The 18860-nt window shown below is 65.7% G+C and carries 16 protein-coding genes, 1 tRNA gene and 5 pseudogenes; 16 read left to right on the forward strand and 6 right to left on the reverse strand.

The window, feature by feature from the left end:
* The first annotated feature begins 70 nt into the window (after positions 1 to 70).
* The 5 genes from NI18_RS09565 (at position 71) to NI18_RS09585 (ending at position 4592) form a co-directional block, all read left to right on the forward strand.
* A complete protein-coding gene (locus NI18_RS09565) occupies positions 71 to 1381 on the forward strand; it encodes an ATP-binding protein (RefSeq protein ID WP_192098653.1) in 1311 nt (436 codons plus the stop codon).
* An 11-nt stretch (positions 1382 to 1392) separates the two neighbouring features.
* Positions 1393 to 1926 carry a response regulator transcription factor gene (locus NI18_RS09570; RefSeq protein WP_031395871.1) on the forward strand — a complete coding sequence of 178 codons (534 nt, stop codon included), beginning with the start codon at positions 1393 to 1395 and terminating at the stop codon, positions 1924 to 1926.
* A gap of 39 nt (positions 1927 to 1965) precedes the next feature.
* The gene (locus tag NI18_RS09575; protein WP_306286331.1) at positions 1966 to 3030 is read left to right on the forward strand and encodes a spore photoproduct lyase family protein; all 1065 of its coding nucleotides are present in this window, start codon (positions 1966 to 1968) and stop codon (positions 3028 to 3030) included.
* 133 nt (positions 3031 to 3163) lie between these two features.
* A complete protein-coding gene (locus tag NI18_RS09580) occupies positions 3164 to 3730 on the forward strand; it encodes an NAD(P)H-dependent oxidoreductase (protein WP_037529754.1) in 567 nt (188 codons plus the stop codon).
* 1 nt (position 3731) lies between these two features.
* On the forward strand, positions 3732 to 4592 hold the full coding sequence (locus tag NI18_RS09585; protein WP_037529717.1) for a pirin family protein: 861 nt from the start codon (positions 3732 to 3734) through the stop codon (positions 4590 to 4592).
* 122 nt (positions 4593 to 4714) lie between these two features.
* Here the strand turns inward: NI18_RS09585 and NI18_RS09590 are convergent.
* Positions 4715 to 6659 (reverse strand): annotated as a pseudogene (locus NI18_RS09590) (CocE/NonD family hydrolase).
* A gap of 143 nt (positions 6660 to 6802) precedes the next feature.
* Here NI18_RS09590 and NI18_RS09595 point away from each other — a divergent pair.
* Positions 6803 to 7189: a potassium channel family protein gene (locus NI18_RS09595; protein WP_052149099.1), complete on the forward strand. Its 387-nt coding sequence runs from the start codon at positions 6803 to 6805 to the stop codon at positions 7187 to 7189.
* Positions 7190 to 7283: 94 nt separating this feature from the next.
* On the opposite strand, the gene NI18_RS09600 is transcribed toward NI18_RS09595, so the two are convergent.
* Positions 7284 to 8069 carry a LysR family transcriptional regulator gene (locus NI18_RS09600; RefSeq protein WP_306286332.1) on the reverse strand — a complete coding sequence of 262 codons (786 nt, stop codon included), beginning with the start codon at positions 8067 to 8069 and terminating at the stop codon, positions 7284 to 7286.
* A 94-nt stretch (positions 8070 to 8163) separates the two neighbouring features.
* Here NI18_RS09600 and NI18_RS09605 point away from each other — a divergent pair.
* Positions 8164 to 9680: pseudogene (locus tag NI18_RS09605) on the forward strand (CoA-acylating methylmalonate-semialdehyde dehydrogenase).
* 93 nt (positions 9681 to 9773) lie between these two features.
* Here the strand turns inward: NI18_RS09605 and NI18_RS09610 are convergent.
* Positions 9774 to 10091 (reverse strand): annotated as a pseudogene (locus tag NI18_RS09610) (GIY-YIG nuclease family protein).
* A gap of 114 nt (positions 10092 to 10205) precedes the next feature.
* Here NI18_RS09610 and NI18_RS09615 point away from each other — a divergent pair.
* The 4 genes and pseudogenes from NI18_RS09615 (at position 10206) to mmsB (ending at position 14449) form a co-directional block, all read left to right on the forward strand.
* A complete protein-coding gene (locus tag NI18_RS09615; protein WP_037529719.1) occupies positions 10206 to 11351 on the forward strand; it encodes an acyl-CoA dehydrogenase family protein in 1146 nt (381 codons plus the stop codon).
* 140 nt (positions 11352 to 11491) lie between these two features.
* Positions 11492 to 12531 (forward strand): annotated as a pseudogene (locus NI18_RS09620) (enoyl-CoA hydratase/isomerase family protein).
* Between the two features lie 53 nt (positions 12532 to 12584).
* Entirely contained in the window at positions 12585 to 13361 is a 777-nt protein-coding gene (locus NI18_RS09625) for an enoyl-CoA hydratase (protein WP_037529758.1), read from the forward strand.
* A gap of 207 nt (positions 13362 to 13568) precedes the next feature.
* Positions 13569 to 14449, forward strand: a pseudogene (gene mmsB / locus NI18_RS09630) (3-hydroxyisobutyrate dehydrogenase).
* Here mmsB and NI18_RS09635 read toward each other — a convergent pair.
* Complete coding sequence (locus NI18_RS09635) at positions 14446 to 15306, reverse strand: peptidylprolyl isomerase (protein WP_037529721.1); 861 nt, start codon at positions 15304 to 15306, stop codon at positions 14446 to 14448. The pseudogene mmsB and the gene NI18_RS09635 sit on opposite strands and share 4 nt — an antisense overlap.
* 88 nt (positions 15307 to 15394) lie before the next feature.
* Between NI18_RS09635 and NI18_RS09640 the strand changes: the two genes are divergently transcribed.
* The 5 genes from NI18_RS09640 to NI18_RS09655 all read left to right on the forward strand — a co-directional run bounded on the left by NI18_RS09640 (position 15395) and on the right by NI18_RS09655 (position 18262).
* Positions 15395 to 15486 (forward strand) — tRNA-Ser (locus tag NI18_RS09640).
* A gap of 165 nt (positions 15487 to 15651) precedes the next feature.
* The gene (locus NI18_RS26820) at positions 15652 to 16362 is read left to right on the forward strand and encodes an integrase arm-type DNA-binding domain-containing protein (protein ID WP_306286333.1); all 711 of its coding nucleotides are present in this window, start codon (positions 15652 to 15654) and stop codon (positions 16360 to 16362) included.
* Positions 16337 to 17038: a site-specific integrase gene (locus tag NI18_RS26825; protein WP_306286334.1), complete on the forward strand. Its 702-nt coding sequence runs from the start codon at positions 16337 to 16339 to the stop codon at positions 17036 to 17038. Before NI18_RS26820 ends, NI18_RS26825 begins: the two co-directional genes overlap by 26 nt.
* Before the next feature lie 308 nt (positions 17039 to 17346).
* Positions 17347 to 17553 carry a hypothetical protein gene (locus NI18_RS09650; RefSeq protein WP_128082165.1) on the forward strand — a complete coding sequence of 69 codons (207 nt, stop codon included), beginning with the start codon at positions 17347 to 17349 and terminating at the stop codon, positions 17551 to 17553.
* 88 nt (positions 17554 to 17641) lie between these two features.
* Complete coding sequence (locus NI18_RS09655) at positions 17642 to 18262, forward strand: hypothetical protein (RefSeq protein ID WP_128082166.1); 621 nt, start codon at positions 17642 to 17644, stop codon at positions 18260 to 18262.
* 130 nt (positions 18263 to 18392) lie between these two features.
* Here the strand turns inward: NI18_RS09655 and NI18_RS09660 are convergent, their stop codons facing one another.
* A complete protein-coding gene (locus NI18_RS09660) occupies positions 18393 to 18614 on the reverse strand; it encodes an AlpA family phage regulatory protein (RefSeq protein WP_037529727.1) in 222 nt (73 codons plus the stop codon).
* Positions 18611 to 18793 carry a hypothetical protein gene (locus NI18_RS25615; RefSeq protein ID WP_037529730.1) on the reverse strand — a complete coding sequence of 61 codons (183 nt, stop codon included), beginning with the start codon at positions 18791 to 18793 and terminating at the stop codon, positions 18611 to 18613. The genes NI18_RS09660 and NI18_RS25615 overlap by 4 nt, the downstream gene beginning before the upstream one ends.
* Between the last annotated feature and the right edge of the window lie 67 nt (positions 18794 to 18860).

Below are 18860 nucleotides of genomic sequence, written 5' to 3' on the forward strand. Positions count from 1 at the left end.
GACGTCGTGCGTTGAGAGCGTCGCAGGAGAGATGGACCGCGTGACGGCGCACGACACGATGAGATTGGCGATGGATTCCTCGCGGTGGCAGGCCTGGGTCAGCCGCGCGCGCGCGGATACCGATGCCGCGGGCAATGCGAACATGCGGCAGCTGGTCACGCTGCGCTGGATCGCGGTGGCGGGGCAGCTGGTCACCGTGTTGACGGTCCGCTTCCTGCTGGGGATCGACCTGCCGCTGGTGCCGATGCTGTTGGCGATGGCGGCGTCGGTCGCGCTCAACCTCGCGAGCATGCGGCTCTATGGCTGGCAGCGCGGGGCGAATGCGCAGCTGCTGCTCGCGATGCTGCTCGACGTCGGATTGCTGACCGTCCAGCTCTACCTCAGTGGCGGCGCGACCAACCCGTTCATCGCGCTGTACCTGTTGCAGGTCGTGCTGGGCGCGGTGCTGCTCGATCGCTGGTCGAGCTGGGCGATCGTCGGGGTGACGGGCGGGTGTTTCGCGCTGCTGACGATCCGGTATCGCCCGCTCGCCCTGCCGACCGATTATGCGGGCGAGTATTTCGCGCTCTACACGGTCGGGTCGCTGCTCAATTTCCTGCTCGTCGCGACGCTGCTGGTACTGTTCATGACGCGGATCACGGGCAATCTGCGCGCCCGTGACGAGCATCTGGCGGATCTGCGCCAGCAGGCGGCGGAGGAGGATCATATCGTCCGCATGGGCCTGCTCGCGTCGGGTGCCGCGCACGAACTCGGCACGCCGCTCGCGTCGCTAGCGGTCATCCTCAACGATTGGAAGCGGATGCCCGCGCTCGCCACCGATGCCGGGATGCTCGAGGAGATCGGCGAGATGCAGGCCGAGGTCCAGCGGTGCAAGACGATCGTCACCAACATCCTGCTCGCGGCGGGCGAGGCGCGCGGCGAGGCGCCCGAGGTCGTGCCGCTCCACGTCTTCCTCGACGCGATCGTCGAGGACTGGCGCGCGCTGCACGCCGGTGTCGAGTTCGACTATACCAGCCGGCTCGGCGACGATCCGCTGATCGTCTCGGATCCCGCGCTCAAGCAGGTGATCGCCAACGTGCTCGACAATGCCGCCGAAGCATCGCCCGCCTGGGTCGGGTTTTCGGGCGAGCGGTCGGGCGATCATCTGGCGTTGATCGTCCGCGATCACGGACCGGGGTTCACGCGCGACAAGCTGGCGAGCTTCGGCAAGCCCTATCAGTCGAGCAAGCGCGATCCCGGCCATGGCCTCGGCCTGTTCCTCGCGGTCAATGCAATGCGCAAGCTGGGGGGCAGCGTGGCGGTCGCCAATCGCGAGACGGGTGGTGCGGAAGTGACGTTGATGCTGCCGCTGGCGGCGATCGCCCTGGAGCGTGACGAATGAGCGAGCCCGATATCCCCCCGGTCAAGCGCCTCGTGATAGTCGAGGACGACGAGACGTTTGCGCGCACACTGAAACGCTCGTTCGAGCGGCGCGGCTATGCGGTCCGGCTTGCGGCGAGCCATGAGGATCTGGTCGTGCTGCTCGCCGACGACGTGCCGCAATATGCGGTGGTCGACTTGAAGCTCGGCGGCGCGTCGGGGCTGGTCTGTGTCCAGACGCTACACGCGCATGACCCCGATATCCTCGTCGTCGTTCTGACCGGCTTTGCGAGCATCGCGACCGCGGTCGAGGCGATCAAGCTCGGCGCCTCGCATTATCTGGTCAAGCCGTCGAACACCGACGACATCGAGGCGGCGTTCGACCGGACCGAGGGCAAGGTCGACACCGCGGTGACCGAACGCCGCGCGACGATCAAGACGCTCGAATGGGAGCGGATCCACGCGACGCTCGCGGAAACCGGGTTCAACATCTCGGAGACTGCGCGGCAGCTCGGGATGCACCGGCGGACGCTCGCGCGCAAACTCGAGAAGCGGCCGGTCAAATAGCCGCAACGCTTGTCGTCGGGCGGGCGTTATGGTGCGATGGTGTCGCCCTCTTCCTCCCGCCTCTGGGTGCCGCGGCGCCTCCTCGCGACGCCGTCGTCGCTCCTCTGGGACCATGGTGAACAGATCGTCGCGCGCGCACGGGCGCTGGACGTGGCGGTGACGACCCTGCCCAGCGATCGTCTTCGCCTCGACCTGCCAGACGATCCCCGGCAGCAATATGCACAGGCGAAGGCGACGCTGGCGCTCGTCGTCGCCCCGCCGTCGAAACGCCGGTTGCAGCCGATCGCGCCGAGCGCCGACTGGCGAATCGATCTGGCCGAAGGGTGCCCTGCGCATTGCGGCTATTGCTATCTCGCGGGGTCTCTGAAGGGGCCGCCGATCACGCGGGTCTATGCGAACCTGCCGGAAATCCTTGCCGAGCTTCCCGCGCATCTCGGCCAGGGGACGGTCACGTCGCGCTCCGCCACGCGCGCGCACGAGGGCACGACGTTCGAGGCGTCCTGTTACACCGATCCGCTCGCGATCGATCACGTCACGGGGTCGCTGTCCGCGCTGATCGCGCATTTCGGCGCGTGGGAGGCGGACGTGCAGCTGCGCTTCACGACGAAGTTCGACGCGGTCGAGCCGCTGCTCGCGCTCGATCACGCGGGGCGGACGCGGATGCGCGCCTCGATCAACCCGGCGGGCTATGCGCGGTTCGAGGGCGGCACGAGTCCGGTCGCGGCCCGGCTGGTCGCGCTGCGCCGGATGGCGGATGCGGGGTACAAGGTCGGGCTGACGATCGCACCGATCATTGCCGCCGAAGGATGGCGCGACGCCTATGCCGAGCTGATTGCGCAGGCGGGACAGGTGCTCGGCGATATCCCGGACCTCACGATGGAGCTGATCACGCATCGCTACACACCCGGGTCCAAGGCGGTGCTCCAGACTTGGTATCCCGGCTCCTCGCTCGATCTCGGCATGGCGAACCGCACCGAGAAGCGCACCAAGTTCGGCTCGGTCAAATATGTCTATGACGCGGACACGATGCGGGCGTTGCGCGCCTTCTTTGCCGACGAGATCGCGGCGCGCCTGCCCGAGGCGCGGATCCTCTACTGGACCTGATCGCCGTCCAACCGGGCAACACAGCGTTGCCGACCCTGCGCTGGTGGGCGCCGGTGCCGTCGCCTATCTGGATACCAAGATCTTGCGCGCCGCCGTCGCCCGGCGCTCGCGCGTGACAACAGGAGATTTCTGCATGCCCGTCCTTCTCGGTATTTCCGGCAGCCTGCGCCGCCAGTCGTTCAACGCCGCGATCCTCAATTCGCTCGCCGACGCGCTGGGGGACAAGGCGACACTGCGGATCTTCCCGCTCAACGCGATCCCGATGTACGATCAGGATGCCGATACCGACACGCCACCCGAGGCGGTCGCCGCGCTGCGGGCCGCGATTGGCGAGGCGGACGGGATCGTGATCGCGTCGCCCGAATATAATCACGGCATGCCCGGCGTGCTGAAAAAACGCGCTCGACTGGGCTTCGCGCCTTACGGCAAGGCGACGCTGACGGGGAAGCCGGTGTTCACACTGACCTCGTCGCCCGGTGCGGTCGGCGGCGCGCGCGCGCAGGCGCAGCTGAACGAGACGCTGGCGTCGATCGGCGCGCGCATGCTGCTGCGGCCGCAGTCGGTGATCGGGGCGGTGCACGAAAAGATCGCCGACGGGCGGCTGAGCGACAAGTCGACGCTCGAGTTTCTGTTGAGCGGTATCGACGCCCTGCTGGCGGAGATCGCGCGTCCGGCCTCGGCTGTGCGCGAGGCGAACTGAGATGCGGCGCGTGCTGCGGACCTATCCCGCCCAGCGTGACGACATCGCCGATCTCGTCACGCGGCGCCCGCTGCCGGGGCCGCAGTTGCCGCAGGTCGATCCGTTCCTGTTCCTCAACCATCATGGCCCGCAGACCTATGCGCCCGGTAACAACGGCCTGCCGTTCGGGCCGCATCCGCATCGCGGGTTCGAGACGGTCAGCTTCATCCTGACCGGCGAAATGGCGCATCTCGACAGCGGCGGGCACGAAAGCGTGATGCAGGCGGGCGGCGTGCAGTGGATGACCGCGGGGTCGGGGCTGATCCATGCGGAAATCTCGCCAGCGTCGTTCAAGCGCGACGGCGGGCGGCTCGAGATCCTGCAGCTGTGGGTCAACCTGCCGGGGCGGCTGAAGATGACCAAGCCCGCCTATACCGGGCTTCAGCGCGAGGATATTCCGGCGGTCGCGGTCGCGGTCGACGGCGGTGTCGTGAATGTCATCGCGGGGACGTTTGAAGGGCAGGCGGGGCCGGTTGAGTCGCTGACGGGAGTCGCGATGATGACGGTCGAGTTGGCGGCCGGGGGCAAGGTGACACTGCCTGCACCGCGCGGTCGCAGCGTATTCTTCTATGTGATCGAGGGGCGGCCCGAGGTCAGCGGGACGGTCGTCGAGCCGTGGCACCTCGTCACGTTCGACCAGGATGGCGACATGATCGAGGTCGCGGCGTCAGGCCCGGTGCGGCTGGTGTTCGGCCATGCCGATACGATCGACGAGCCGGTCGTTGCGCACGGGCCGTTCGTGATGACGACGCGCGAGGAGATCGGCGAGGCGATCCGCGATTACCAGGCGGGGCTGTTCGGGCCTGCGCCGGCTATCGCATAGGTCCTTTCCCGTCATCCCCGCGAAGGCGGGGATCCAGACTGGCTGGCCTTGCTAACAATGCCGTGAGGCCAGCCAGTCTGGGTTCCCGCCTCCGCGGGAATGACGGTGGTGGGGCGGGGGGCTTACTTCGCCAGCACGGCCGACTGGTCGACCGCGACCACCGGCAGCCACACCGCGCTCGCCGTCGCGCCGCCGCGTTCGATCGTTACCGTCGCCTTCTTGTAGTCCGCCTTCTTCGCAAGGAAGATGTTGGGGACGAAGGTCTGCGGGTTGCGGTCGTAGAGCGGGAACAGGCTCGACTGGACCTGCACCATGATCCGGTGCCCCGGCTGGAACACGTGGTTCACCGTCGGCAGGCGGAACTTGTAGCGCTGCGTCTTGCCGACAGGAATCGCACTCGGCTTGGCGAAGCTGTCGCGGTAGCGGCCGCGGAAGATGTCGAGGCTGATCGGCAGTTCATAGCCGCCCATCTTCGGATCGCTCGCGACCTCGTCGGGATAGACGTCGATCACCTTGACGACGAAGTCGGCATCGGTCCCCGTCGTCTTGGCATAGATGTCCGCGATCGGCGCGCCCGACACGCGGACCGGGGTCGTCAGTACGTCGGTCGTATAGGTCATCACGTCGGTGCGGCCATCCACCCCGCGCTGGTCGCTGACCAGCCAGTCGCCCCAGCGGCCGTCGCCGAAATTGACCGGGCGCGGCAGATGCGGGACGGGCTTGGCGGGGTCGGAGACATAGCTGTCGCCGCCGCTCGCGGCCTTGGTGAAGCCCAGCCCGCCCTCGGCACCGAGGTAGATCGGCTTGAGAGGCGCGGCACAGCCGCTCTCGCAGGCGAGTGGCCAGGTCGACAGCCTGTCCCAGTGATTCTCGCCGGTGTTGTAGATCGCGGCGGCGGGCAGCGTGACCGCGGGGCCGTCCTTCAGATACTGGTCGAACATCGGCAGCACCATCTGTTCGCGGAACTGCTGCGCGGTGTCGCCGTCCCACTGGAACGGGCCGAGGCTGCGGCCGTCGCGATTGACCTGGCTGTGCCGCCACGGACCCATGACGAGATGGTTGTTGCCCATCTTGCCCTTCGCCTTCAGCGCCTCCCACGCGGTGATCGCGCCGTACATGTCCTCCTGATCCCACAGCCCCTGTTCCCAGAGCGTCGGCACGTTCGAAGGGTTGGCGGCGAGCAACTTGTCGAGCGCCTGGCCCTGCCAGAATCCGTCATAGGCGGGATGTGCGACCATGCGCTGCCAATAGGGAAGCTGGTCGTATCCCGACGCCTTGGCCCAGTCGCCCGCCGAGCCGATGCGACGGAAATTCTCGTAATCGTCATAGCCGCCGGTCGGCGGCGCCTTGCCCGCGCCCTTGTAGCCGGTCTGGCCGCCGAGCCAGGCGATGTTGGCGAGGCGGAACGCGCCGTAATGGAACCAGTCGTCGCCCATCCAGCCGTCGATCATCGGGCTTTCTGGCACCGCGGCCTTGAGCGCGGGGTGCGGGTTGAGCAACGCCATGACGACGGTGAAGCCCTCATAGGACGACCCGATCATGCCGACGCGGCCGTTCGATTCGGGCAGGTTCGCCTTGTTCACCAGCCAGTCGATCGTGTCATAGGCGTCGGTGACGTGATCGACCTTGGTCGGGTTGAGCGGGCCGATCACCGGGCGCGTGACGACATACTCGCCCTCCGAGCCATATTTGCCGCGGACGTCCTGATAGACGCGAATATACCCGCCCTTGACGAACATCTCGTCGGCAAGCGGCAGCGTCGAGAGGATGCTTGGGCTGTCCATCCGCGTCGCGCGCGACTTCGCGTCATACGGCGTGCGCGTCAGCACGATCGGCGCGTTGGCCAGCCCCTTGGGATAGACGATGACGGTGTAGAGCTTCGTCCCGTCGCGCATCGGGACCATCACCTCGCGCTTGACGTAGTCGCGGTTGGCGGTGGCGGGGACGAACTTGGGCGGGGACATCGCCGCCGGCGGGGGCAGTCTTGTCAGAAACAGTCTGGGGCACCTGCGCCGACGAAACGGTGGCGAGCGCGATCGAGGCAAGAAGGACGAGCTTGAGGGTCATGAAACGCTCCGGAAGAGGATGCGGCCAAGCTAGGCGCAATTGTCGCGCGGGGGCAATCGGGTTCGTGATCGATCAGCCGCGTGTGTGCCGCTTGAAATGTCGGCCGCTTGCTGGATGATGCGCCGAAACAACCGGGGGGTATCATGGCGCGCAGGGCAAAGGGATCGTGGCGACCGTTCATCCAGGCCTTGCCGATCCTGATCGTCGGCTATGTCTCGACCATCCTGATCTGTGCGGTGCTGTTTGCGACGTTCGAGGGCAAGCCTGTCGATGTCGGCATCTGGTGGTCGTTCGTGACCGCAATGACGATCGGCTATGGCGACGTGTTTCCCGTGACGATGGGGGGCAAGATCGTCGCGGTCGCGCTGATGCATGCGGTGCCGCTGTTCCTCGTGCCGCTGCTGACCGCGAAAATGGCGGCCAAGATGATCGTCGACAGCGACGCCTTCACGCATGCCGAGCAGGAGGAGATCAAGCTGGCGCTCGCGCGGATCGAGGCGATCCTTTCGCGTGAGCCGCGGCAGGATTAATCGGGGGCCAGCACCGCGCGTTCGCGCCCGACCAGCGCCACCAGCCAGTCGGTGAAGGCACGGATCGCGTCGAAGCGGCCGGTGTCCTGGTGCGTCACCAGCCAGAAGGCGCGGCTGATTCGGATGTCGGGGAGGATCGCGACAAGCCCGGGATAGCTTCGCCGATGAAGCACGGGAGCACGCCAATCCCCGCGCCTGCCGCAATCATGTGCGCCTGCGCGTTGATGCTCGACGAACGCAACACCGGGTCGCGGACGCCCGGGATCTCGTCGAGATAGCGCAGCTCGGGCGCATAGACGATGTCGGGCACATAGCCGATCATCCGCCGGTCGCGCAGGTCCGCGATGCCGTGCACCGGGCCGTGCGCCGCGAGATGCTCCGCCGATGCATAGAGCCGCAGCGTATAGTCGGTGAGCTTGCGCGTCCGCAGCGGACCGCGGCGCGGGCGTGCGAGCAGGACCGCGACGTCGGTCTCGCGCCGGGTCGGGTTGAGGAAGCCGCTGGTCGCGACGAGATCGACCGCGAGCTTGGGATGCGCCTGTGCGAGCGTGCCGAGATGTCGGCTGACGAACCAGGTGCCGAACCCCTCGGCGACGCTGACGCGGATCGTGCCGTCGACCTCGGTCCGGCCCGCGGGCGGGGTGCGGATGTCCGATGCGATCGCCGCCATCGCGGTCGCGCGCGCGAGCAGGTCCTCGCCCGCGCTGGTCAGGATCTGGCCGTCGGGGCCCTGTTCGAACAGCCGCTGGCCGACCGCGGTCTCGAGCCGGCGGAGGCGACGACCGACCGTGGTGGCGTCGACGCCGAGGCTCGCCGCAGCACGCCCAAGCTGCTGCGCACGGGCGACTTCGAGGAAGATCGGCAGGTCGCTCCAGTCCATACCGACTGCAAATATGCAGCTCAGGGCTGCAAGTCTATCGCTTGTGTCGCAGGCGAGGCAGTGGTGTAGAGGCCGCAAAACAAGGAGAGGCGCCATGACCGTTCGCACCATCGAGCATCTGATCGCAGGCGGCACCGCGGGTGGACCGTCCTCCGGCGGCGGCCGTAGCGGCGACGTGTTCGATCCCAATAGCGGCGAGATCCAGGCGCGCGTGACGCTCGGCACGCAGGCCGATCTCGATGCCGCTGTCGCCGCCGCGCAGAAAGCGCAGCCGGGCTGGGCAGCGACGAACCCGCAGCGCCGCGCGCGTGTGATGTTCGAGTTCAAGCGGCTGGTCGAGGCGAACATGGACGAACTCGCGCGGCTGCTGTCGTCCGAGCACGGCAAGGTGATCGCTGATTCGAAGGGCGATATCCAGCGCGGGCTCGAGGTGATCGAGTTCTGCTGCGGCATCCCGCACATTCTCAAGGGCGAGTACACGCAGGGCGCGGGGCCTGGGATCGACGTTTATTCGATGCGCCAGCCGCTCGGCATCGGCGCCGGCATCACCCCGTTCAACTTCCCCGCGATGATCCCGCTATGGATGAGCGGCGTCGCGATCGCGACGGGCAACGCGTTCATCCTGAAGCCGAGCGAGCGCGATCCGTCGGTGCCGGTGCGGCTGGGCGAATTGTTCCTCGAGGCGGGGCTGCCCGAGGGGATCTTCCAGGTCGTCCACGGCGACAAGGAGATGGTCGACGCGATCCTCGATCATCCGGCGATCAGTGCGGTCAGCTTCGTCGGTTCGTCCGACATCGCGCATTATGTGTACCGCCGCGGCGTCGAGGCGGGCAAGCGCGTCCAGGCGATGGGCGGGGCCAAGAACCACGGCATCGTGATGCCCGACGCGGACCTAGACCAAGTCGTCGCCGATCTGTCGGGTGCGGCGTTCGGGAGCGCTGGCGAGCGGTGCATGGCATTGCCGGTGGTGGTGCCGGTCGCGAGAAGACCGCCATTGCTTTGCGCGAGAAGCTGATCCCGGCGATTGCGGCACTGCGCGTGGGTGTTTCGACCGACAATGACGCGCATTACGGGCCGGTGGTGAACGCAGCGCATCGCAGCCGGATCGAGAACTGGATCCAGACGGGTGTCGACGAGGGTGCGGAACTGGTCGTCGACGGGCGCGGGTTCGAGTTGCAGGGGCATGAGAAGGGGTTCTTCATCGGGCCGTCGCTGTTCGATCACGTCACCACGGAGATGTCGGCGTATAAGGAGGAGATCTTCGGGCCGGTGTTGCAGATCGTCCGCGCCAGGGATTTCGAGGAGGCGGTGCGCCTGCCGAGCGAGCATCAGTACGGCAACGGCGTCGCGATCTTCACGCGCAACGGCCACGCCGCGCGCGAGTTCGCGGCGCGGGTGAATGTCGGCATGGTGGGGATCAACGTGCCGATCCCGGTGCCGGTGGCGTATCACACGTTCGGCGGCTGGAAGCGTTCGGCGTTCGGAGACACCAACCAGCACGGCATGGAGGGCGTGAAGTTCTGGACCAAGGTCAAGACGATCACGCAACGCTGGCCCGATGGCGGGGTGGGTGATGCCGCCAACGCGTTCGTCATTCCGACGATGGGGTGATCGGGTGCGGCGTTTCCTCCCCGTCATCCTGGACCTGATCCAGGATCCAGAGCCATCGAGCGCGACGCCCGTGGCTCTGGATCCTGACTTTCGTCAGGATGACGGGGTGGGGAGGGGGTCGAAGCCCCAGTCCTCGGCCAGATCGCGCCAGGTTGGGTTGTCCGTCTCGATCAGCGTGGTCTTCGACGACCGTTTCCAGACCTTGAGCTGCTTCTCGCGTGTGATCGCCGCGTCTATCGTGTCCGCCATCGCAAACCAGACCAGCCGGTTCACGCCGTATCGCTTTGAGAACCCGTCGAACATGCCGTCGCGGTGCTAAACGATCCGCGCCATCAGGTCGGACGTCACGCCGATGTAGAGCGTTCCGTTGCGCCCGCTCGCCATGATATAGACCGCGGGTTGCCTAGCCATATCCTTCCCCCACCCCCGTCATCCTGACGAAAGTCAGGATCCAGAGCCGCAGGCGTCAGCATTCGCCGCTCTGGATACTGGGTCAAGCCCAGTATGACGACACAGGAAAGCCCGATGACCAACCAGTTCGACCTCACCGACGACCAGCGCGAGATCCAGGAGCTCGCGCGCCGCTTCACCGCCGACCGGATCGCCCCGCATGCGGCCGATTGGGACGAGAAGCACATCTTCCCGCGCGACACGATCAAGGCGGCGGCCGAGCTCGGTTTCGCGGCGATCTATGTCAGCGAGGAGAGCGGCGGCATCGCGCTCGGGCGCCTCGAAGCCGCGTTGATCATGGAGGCGATGTCGTACGGTTGTCCGTCGACGAGCGCGTTCATCAGCATCCACAACATGGCGGCGTGGATGATCGACCGGTTCGGCTCGGCCGCGGTGAAGGACAAGTATCTTCCCGATCTGGTGACGATGGACCGGTTGGCGAGCTATTGCCTGACCGAGCCGGGCTCGGGGTCGGACGCCGCCGCGCTGAAGACGCGCGCGGTGCGCGACGGCGACGACTGGATCGTGACCGGCTCGAAGCAGTTCATCTCGGGCGCGGGCGAGAACGAGGTGTACGTCACCATGGTCCGCACCGGTGAGGAGGGGCCCAAGGGCATTTCCTGCCTGGTGATCGAGAAAGACATGCCCGGCGTGTCGTTCGGCGCGAACGAGAAGAAGCTCGGCTGGCATTCGCAACCGACTCGGCAGGTGATCTTCGACGGCGTCCGCGTGCCGGCGGCCAACATGGTCGGCGGCGAGGGCGAGGGCTTCCGGATCGCGATGATGGGGCTCGACGGCGGGCGGCTCAACATCGGCGCCTGCTCGCTCGGCGGCGCGCAGCGGTGTCTCGACGAGGCGATCGCCTATACGCGCGACCGCAAGCAGTTCGGCAAGCCGATCGCGGACTTCCAGAACACGCAGTTCATGCTGGCCGACATGGCGACCGAACTCGAGGCGGCGCGCGCGCTGCTCTACATGGCGGCGGCCAAGGTCACGGCGAACGCGCCCGACAAGACCAAGTTCGCGGCGATGGCGAAGCGGCTGGCGACGGACACCGGCTCGTCGGTGGTCGACCGCGCGTTGCAGCTGCACGGCGGCTACGGGTATCTGCAGGATTACCCGATCGAACGCTTCTGGCGCGACCTGCGTGTGCATTCGATCCTCGAGGGTACCAACCAGGTCATGCGCATGATCGTCGGCCGCGAGCTGACCCGGCAATGATGGATATGGTCACCGACTGCCGAACAGCATCCACCCCGCGGAGGCCGGGGTCCAGGTGGGGGACGCGAATCGGCTTGGTGACATCCTCTGTTACATCGACCTTTCCAACTGGACCCCGGCCTTCGCCGGGGAGGTGATTTATGAATGACCTGATCACGACCGTCGAAGGGCCTGTCGGCCGGCTTCGGCTGAATCGGCCCAAGGCGTTGCACGCGCTGAACCTTGCGATGTGCGAAGGCGTGCTGGAGGCGCTCGAGGCGTGGCGCGGGGATGCCTCGGTCGAGGCGATCGTCGTGGATCATGCCGAGGGTCGTGGGTTTTGCGCGGGCGGCGATATCCGGATGCTCGCCGCGTCGGGAGCCGGCGACGGCGCCGAAGCGCGCGCGTCTTTCACGCCGAGTATCGGATGAACCACCGGCTGTTCGTCTATGCCAAGCCGATCGTCGCGTTCATGGACGGGATCACGATGGGCGGCGGCGTCGGGCTCGCCTTGCCGTGCACGTACCGCGTCGCGACGGAGAACACGAAGTTCGCGATGCCCGAGACGGGGATCGGGCTGTTCCCCGATGTCGGCGGGGGATGGTATCTGTCGCGGCTGCCAGGGCGGATCGGGCAGTATCTCGCGCTGACCGGGCACCGGATCAACGGCGCCGATTGCCTGGCGCTGGGGCTGGCGACGCATTATCTGACGAGCGCCAAGCTCGAGAGCGTGAAGGACTGGATCGTCGAGCGTCCCCGCGAGATCGACGTCATACTCGAAGGGTCGTCCGACGTACCCGACGATGCCGAGATTATGACGCATCGTGACGAGATCGACCGGCTGTTCGCGTCCGATGTGCTCGAGGAAATCTATGCCGCGCTCGACGTCGATGGTGGTGAGTGGGCCGCGAAGACGCTTGCGACGCTCAAAACCAAGTCGCCGCAGACGATGAAGGTGTCGCTCCGGCTGCTTCACGAGGGCGCGGCGATGGCGAGTTTCGCAGACGAGATGAAACAGGAATATGCGGTCGGCGCGCATGTCGTGCAGCGGCATGACTTCATCGAGGGCGTGCGCGCGGTGATCGTCGACAAGGACAATGCGCCGCGCTGGGATCCGGCAACGCCCGAGGCGGTGAGCGATCATGTGATCGACCAGATCTTCGCGCCGTTGCCAGCTGCCGAGGCGTGGACGCCGGGTTGAACATAGAGCACGTCACCCCAGCGTTCGCTGAGGTGACGGAACAGGAGACTGACATGGCCGATTACGAAACGATCCTCGTCGAGCAACGCGGCGGCGTCACGCTCGTCACGCTCAACCGGCCGCAGGCGCTCAACGCGCTCAATTCGCAGGTGCTCGCCGACCTGATCGCCGCGTTCGCCGCGTTCGATGCGGATCCGTCGCAGGGCTGTGCGGTGCTGACCGGTTCGGCCAAGGCGTTCGCGGCGGGCGCGGACATCAAGGAGATGCAGAGCCAGGGCTTTGCCGACATGTATGCGAGCAATTTCTTCGCCGGCTGGGAGCAGGTGACGCGGACGCGCAAGCCGATCATCGCCGCGGTCGCGGGCTATGCGCTGGGCGGCGGCTGCGAGGTCGCGATGATGTGCGACTTCATCCTCGCGGCGGACACCGCCAAGTTCGGCCAGCCCGAGATCAAGCTCGCCGTCTCCCCCGGCATGGGCGGATCGCAGCGGCTGACGCACGCGGTCGGCAAGGCCAAGGCGATGGAGATGGTGCTGACCGGGCGGATGATGGACGCGGTCGAGGCCGAGCGCGCCGGGCTGGTGTCGCGGATCGTGCCTGCCGACGAACTGGTCGAGGAGGCGGTGAAGACCGCCGCGACGATCGCCGCGATGGCGCCGCTGGCGGTGCTGGCGAACAAGGAGATGGTCAACGCGGCGTTCGAGACGAGCCTGTCGCACGGCGTCCAGTTCGAGCGGCGGCTGTTCCACGGCCTGTTCGGCACCGCGGACCAGAGCGAAGGCATGGCCGCCTTCGTCGAGAAGCGTGCGGGGACCTGGACGGGGAAGTAGCAGGCGCGTCGCTGCCCGCCCGCCCGCAATCGTCGCTGCCCGTCATCCTGACGAAAGTCAGGATCCAGGGTTACGGGCGGTGTCGGTCTTGGCTCTGGATCCTGACTTTCGTCAGGATGACGGAGTTTGGGGGGCAGGACGTAGCCGCAGATGGCGGGGTTGGTGCGCGAGCGGCACAGTCGCCGCGGCAGATTTAGGAGAGAGTACATGGCACGCATCGGATTCATCGGGCTCGGCAACATGGGCGGCGGGATGGCCGCGAACCTCGCGAAGAACGGCCATGACGTCCACGCGTTCGACCTGAACGCCGACGCGCTCGCCAAGGCAAAGGCGGCGGGCTGCCTCCCCGTCGACTCCGCCGCCGAGGCCGCCGACGGGGCGGAGGCGATCGTGACGATGCTGCCCGCGGGCAAGCACGTCGCCGAGGTGTATGACGCGCTGTTCGGCGTCGCGGGCCCGACCGCGATCCTGATCGACTGTTCGACGATCGACGTCGCGACCGCGAAGCAGGTCGCCGACGCCGCGCAGGCCAAGGGGCTCGCGGCGGTCGACGCGCCCGTCTCCGGCGGGATTGGTGCTGCCAATGCGGGCACGCTCACCTTCATGGTCGGCGGTTCGGCGGCGGCGTTCGAGCGCGCCGAGCCGATCCTTGCGGCGATGGGCAAGGCGGTGATCCATGCCGGCGCGAACGGCGCGGGGCAGGCGGCGAAGATCTGCAACAACATGATCCTCGGCGCGACGATGATCGCGACCTGCGAGGCGTTCGTGCTCGCGGACAAGCTCGGGCTCGACGCACAGGCCTTTTACGATATCGCCAGCGTCTCGTCGGGGCAGAGCTGGTCGATGACGAGCTATGCGCCGCTGCCGGGGATCGGCCCCGACACCCCCGCCGACCATGACTATCAGGGCGGGTTCGCCGCTGCTTGATGCTCAAGGACTTGAGGCTCGCGATGGCGGCGGCGCAGGATGTCGGCGCCGACACGCCGATGGGGGCGAAGGCCGCCGAGCGCTACGAGGCGTTCGCCGAGGCCGGGCAGGGCGGACTCGACTTCTCCGCGATCATCCGCACGTTGCAGGGCAACGCCTAGCCCGGCGTGCGGCGGACCGGCGGGAGCGCGTTGCAGATGTCCGCACCGCCCGCCGGCACCGTGAAGAACGGCGGCGTCCGGTTCTCGCGCCCCGCGATCCAGGCGGTGAAGCGCGGGTTCGCCGTTGCGCGGTACTGGAAGTGCGGGCGGGTGGCGGCGGGAAGGTCGCTCGCCAGCCGCGCCGAGACGATCGGGCTGCGCTCGGCAGGCGTGGCGTAGAAGCCGAGCTCGCCCGTCCCGCGCGGCAGCGACGACAGCCACTCGATCCCGTCGACCACCCGCCCGACGACCGCGATGTTGCGGTCGAGCGCGCGCGGCGCATGGCCGATCACGGTGTAGAGTTCGGCGCCGCTGCCGACGCTCGGCGCGAGGTCGCGCGCGACGCCGACCATCCCGTAGCAATGCGGCAGCCACTGCCGCGTCCCCGACCCAGCGAGCGGCCAGCCATCCCCGCTGTAGCCCGCCCATTCGGCATAGGGATCGCGCTTGGCGAGCCGCACGATCGCGGTCGGCCCGGCCATGTCATATTCGGCGGCGATCCCGTCCGCGACGCCGGCGACGAGCGGCTTTTTCTCGGTCGCATCGCCCCATTGCGCGACATAATTGTCCTGCACGCGGTACACGCTCGTTGCGGTGTCCCACCAGCGCGCGCGGGCGAGCGCGCGGATGTTGGCGACGTGCGCGGGCGCATAGGCGGGCGCGAGGCGGAGCGTGAAGCCATGCCCGTTCGCCAGCGTGAATACGAGAATCTCGTCATCGGGCACCGCGACCCAGTCCGACGCGACCGGATCGGACGGCAGCGGTGTCGGCACCGGCGTGGCTTGGGCGAGGGCGGCGGCGAGAAGGGTGGTGATCATCGCTGTGAGACTGCCCGAGTGCCGCCCCGCACGCAATCGCTTGCGCCGCAGCCAAACCCGCTCTAGCAGGCGCGTTCCAGAGCAATGCGGAGCGGTGGCCGAGTGGTCGAAGGCGCTCGCCTGGAAAGTGAGTATACGTCAAAAAGCGTATCGAGGGTTCGAATCCCTCCCGCTCCGCCATCACCCTTGTTTTTACCGTTCGTTCCCGTGCACCGGGATTGATTTATCGGGGTTTTCCGGCCCTTTCGGCGCCATCGGTTGTTCGTACCTGTGCGCTAGCGTTCATACATCGGTATGGCACAACGCATGGTATGAACTTCGCTACGTATGGTATGGTGCGCGAACATGCTCAACGACGCCAAGGTGAAGGCCGCGAAGGCCAAAGAGACTGCCTACAAGCTGGGCGATTCCGGACAGCTTTATCTCTACGTCACGCCAGCCGGCGGCCGTCACTGGCGGATGAACTATGCGTACGGCGAGCCGACGAAGGCCGGCGGCCGGATGCCGCAGAAGACCTTGTCGCTCGGATCGTACCCGGCGCTGACGCTCAGCGATGCGCGCCGCAAACGCGATGAGGCCAAGGCCACGCTTGCGGAAGGTCGCGATCCGTCGGTCGAGCGCAAGATCACCGCGAAGGCTCGTGCTATCGCTGACGGCAACACGTTCGAGATCGTTGCGCGACGCTGGCACACGCTGCGCAAGCCGAACTGGTCGACCGTTCATGCGGCGGACGTCATCGAAAGCCTTGAGAACGACATCTTCCCCGCAATCGGCGACCTGCCGATCCGGCTCGTCCTCGCGCCGAAGCTTCTCGACGTGCTAAACAAAGTCGAGGAACGCGGCGCGATCGAGACTGCTCACCGCCTCCGCCAGCGTGTGTCGTCCATCTTCGTCTATGGAATCGCGGCAGGCCTATGCGACGCCGACCCGGCGGCCAGTCTCGGCAAGGCGCTGAAGAAAAAAGCCCCGCGCGACGAAGCAGCCGTCGATCATCGACGGCATCGAGGACCAAGACGAGCGAATCGCTGCGGTGAGCGCCGTGCTGGTCAACTGTGACAAGGAGCGGTGCCGGGCGCTGACGAAGTTCGCCCTCCGGTTTCTCGCTCTGACGGCGGTGCGGCCGAACGAGGTTCACGGTGCGCGCTGGGACGAGATCGAGGGGGTCGACTGGGGCAAGTCCGACGCCCCATCGCCGGCGGCGCTCTGGCGGATCGGCGCGGCGCGGATGAAAGGCGACGAAGATCGGAAAGCAGACAAAGCCGGCGATCACCTGGTCCCGCTCGCGCCCGAGGCGGTCAATCTGCTGCGCGTGGTTCGACGGCTTTCGGGTGACCTGCCAATCGTCTTTCCTGGGGAGCGTCACGCGCATCGACCGATGTCAGAGAACACGTTGAACGCCCTGCTAAAGCGAGCCGGGTATCATGCTCGGCATGTCCCGCATGGGTTCCGCGCTGCGTTTTCAACGGTCATGAACGAGCGCGCCGATCGTCAATGGCGCGAGGCTGGGCATAAGGGGGCGTCGCCCGATCGTGCAATCATCGATTTGATGCTCGCGCACGTCCCGAAGGATAAGGTCGAGGGCGCCTATAACCGCGCGCCCTACATGCCGCGGCGGCGCGAGCTGGCTTGTGAGTGGGCTGAAATCATTGCGAACGACCTCGCGCCGCCTGAGGCGCATATTGGGCAGCCTATACGATGGGCCGATACCTCGCCTAAAGGCCCGCGACGTTAGTTTTGTCGATCTGTCCAGGCATCGCCGATCTGAAATACCTGCGTCATCTCAGCGAGTGCGCGGTGATTGCGATGGTCGTGAAAAACGTATGTGTCTGGTGTGCTAAACGATTGTTAATTCGCTGCTTGCGAATTTGGTGGTTGTGATCATATTGCGGTTAGGCGGGAAAACGTTTAGTGGCCCGCCTGACTCGAAGATACGATGTATGGCGTTAACCGCTCCTTCATTGGAACTTCGTTAGTACGTGATCATTGGTGTTCCGTCTGCCCACGCCGGGTGGGCGGGATTTTTGTGAGGAGGAGGCGAGAATGGATACCGCAAACCACTCGACAAGCCTCTCTTGTCGCTACGCGTCGATGCAGGCTTCTGGCCTGGTTGATGTGAAGTTTCTGCTCAGCAACGCTGCAGAGACTACGGGCGAAGAGGTGTGCCGGGAAGTGAATGCAATGTACGAGGCGCTGGATCGCGGAGACGCGAAGCCCTTGGATTTTGGCGACCGTTCCGTCATCCAGTAAAACCTCACGTATTGTATAAGAGGCCCTATTTCGATAGGGCCTTTTTTTTTTGTCTCATTGTCCGGTGCGATCAACGATGCGCGTAAACATGTCGAAGTTGGTGAGCGTTCTAAAAAAAGTAGAAGTGGTTCGCGAACAACTCGATGCCATGTGCATCGGCAAACAGGGGCCGGCGCTTCGCGTCATGGATCTCGCGTACGTCATCAGTGAAGTTTACAAGCTGCAAATCGAAATGGTGGTTGTCGACTTTCGTGCCGACCATCTTAAGGGCAACCTCGAGCGTTATTCCGACGGCCGGGCGCGAGTGCTGGTTCGTGCGGATCTCAACGATGCAGAGAAGCGACTGGTGGCCGTCAAGGAGCTTTGCCATCTTTTTATCGATGAAAAGGATGACTGGTCAGCCGACGGCACAGCGACGATCGATGCCTATCTCAAGATGGAGTCGGCTGTTGGAGAAGGCGAAGACCGACCAATAGCTGGCAATACAATCCACTCGGAGCTGATGGCGATGCTGGCCGCAACCGAGCTAATGTATCCCCAAGAGTACCGTGAAGCGGATGCGCTAAAAATGGCAGAAGAAGGCGCTACCCTATCATCGATTGCGCTTGAGCATGAAATACCAGCGTATGTTATTCGTCATGCTATAACGAATAAAGTTACACTAGACCATGCACGCGAAATGTTGGGAGAGGAGCGGAAGGCGGCTTAAATCTTGCTTAGAACAAAGGCCTCTGTAGCTCGCTAGCATATCTCTATTGTATATAGCTTTATGTGTTTCTGCCGTTGCTTCCACTAACGGCATGACGCTTGAGCTTGACTTTATTCTGTCGATCAAGTGTTCAAGCAGCTCGTGCTTTCTTAATTTGCGCTACCCAGGCGCGAACCTCCGCTTCGCTCCATCGTGACCCCGCTCCGCCCGGCTTGTACGGCGGCGGGAAGTCGCCTTCGCGAATGAGCTTATAGATCCGCGTCCGCTTCAGCCCGACGATGTCCTCGACGACCTTTAGCATTACCAGGCGATCCGTGTCGGGCGTGGCCGCGAGCGCTTCGTCCTGTTTCATCGCATATGCCTTTTCTTAAAAGCCTCGAGCCCGCGGTCAATCGCGGCGGGCAGTGGGTCGGTGGTGCAGGACCACGCTGCGCCTGCGGCTGCGATACAGCCGAGAAAGTCGTGCCAAATCTGCGTATGACCTAACGCCACCACGAGAATCACGGCGATAAGCATGCGCGCGAACGTCATTGGGTCGTTCCCACCGTGGGCATCTGTCGAACTAAGTCGTTTCGGAGGCTCTCGACTGACTTTTCGA

Source organism: Sphingomonas sp. Ant20, from assembly GCF_000783375.1.
Lineage (GTDB): Bacteria > Pseudomonadota > Alphaproteobacteria > Sphingomonadales > Sphingomonadaceae > Sphingomonas > Sphingomonas aerolata.

Coding starts and splice junctions, on each gene's coding strand:
- NI18_RS09565 (WP_192098653.1), top strand. CDS start 71: ATGGATTCCTCGCGGTGGCAGGCCTGGGTCAGCCGCGCGCGCGCGGAT.
- NI18_RS09580 (WP_037529754.1), top strand. CDS start 3,164: ATGCCCGTCCTTCTCGGTATTTCCGGCAGCCTGCGCCGCCAGTCGTTC.
- NI18_RS09585 (WP_037529717.1), top strand. CDS start 3,732: ATGCGGCGCGTGCTGCGGACCTATCCCGCCCAGCGTGACGACATCGCC.
- NI18_RS09595 (WP_052149099.1), top strand. CDS start 6,803: ATGGCGCGCAGGGCAAAGGGATCGTGGCGACCGTTCATCCAGGCCTTG.
- NI18_RS09600 (WP_306286332.1), bottom strand. CDS start 8,069: ATGGACTGGAGCGACCTGCCGATCTTCCTCGAAGTCGCCCGTGCGCAG.
- NI18_RS09615 (WP_037529719.1), top strand. CDS start 10,206: ATGACCAACCAGTTCGACCTCACCGACGACCAGCGCGAGATCCAGGAG.
- NI18_RS09625 (WP_037529758.1), top strand. CDS start 12,585: ATGGCCGATTACGAAACGATCCTCGTCGAGCAACGCGGCGGCGTCACG.
- NI18_RS09635 (WP_037529721.1), bottom strand. CDS start 15,306: ATGATCACCACCCTTCTCGCCGCCGCCCTCGCCCAAGCCACGCCGGTG.
- NI18_RS26820 (WP_306286333.1), top strand. CDS start 15,652: ATGCTCAACGACGCCAAGGTGAAGGCCGCGAAGGCCAAAGAGACTGCC.
- NI18_RS09650 (WP_128082165.1), top strand. CDS start 17,347: ATGGATACCGCAAACCACTCGACAAGCCTCTCTTGTCGCTACGCGTCG.
- NI18_RS09655 (WP_128082166.1), top strand. CDS start 17,642: ATGTCGAAGTTGGTGAGCGTTCTAAAAAAAGTAGAAGTGGTTCGCGAA.
- NI18_RS09660 (WP_037529727.1), bottom strand. CDS start 18,614: ATGAAACAGGACGAAGCGCTCGCGGCCACGCCCGACACGGATCGCCTG.
- NI18_RS25615 (WP_037529730.1), bottom strand. CDS start 18,793: ATGACGTTCGCGCGCATGCTTATCGCCGTGATTCTCGTGGTGGCGTTA.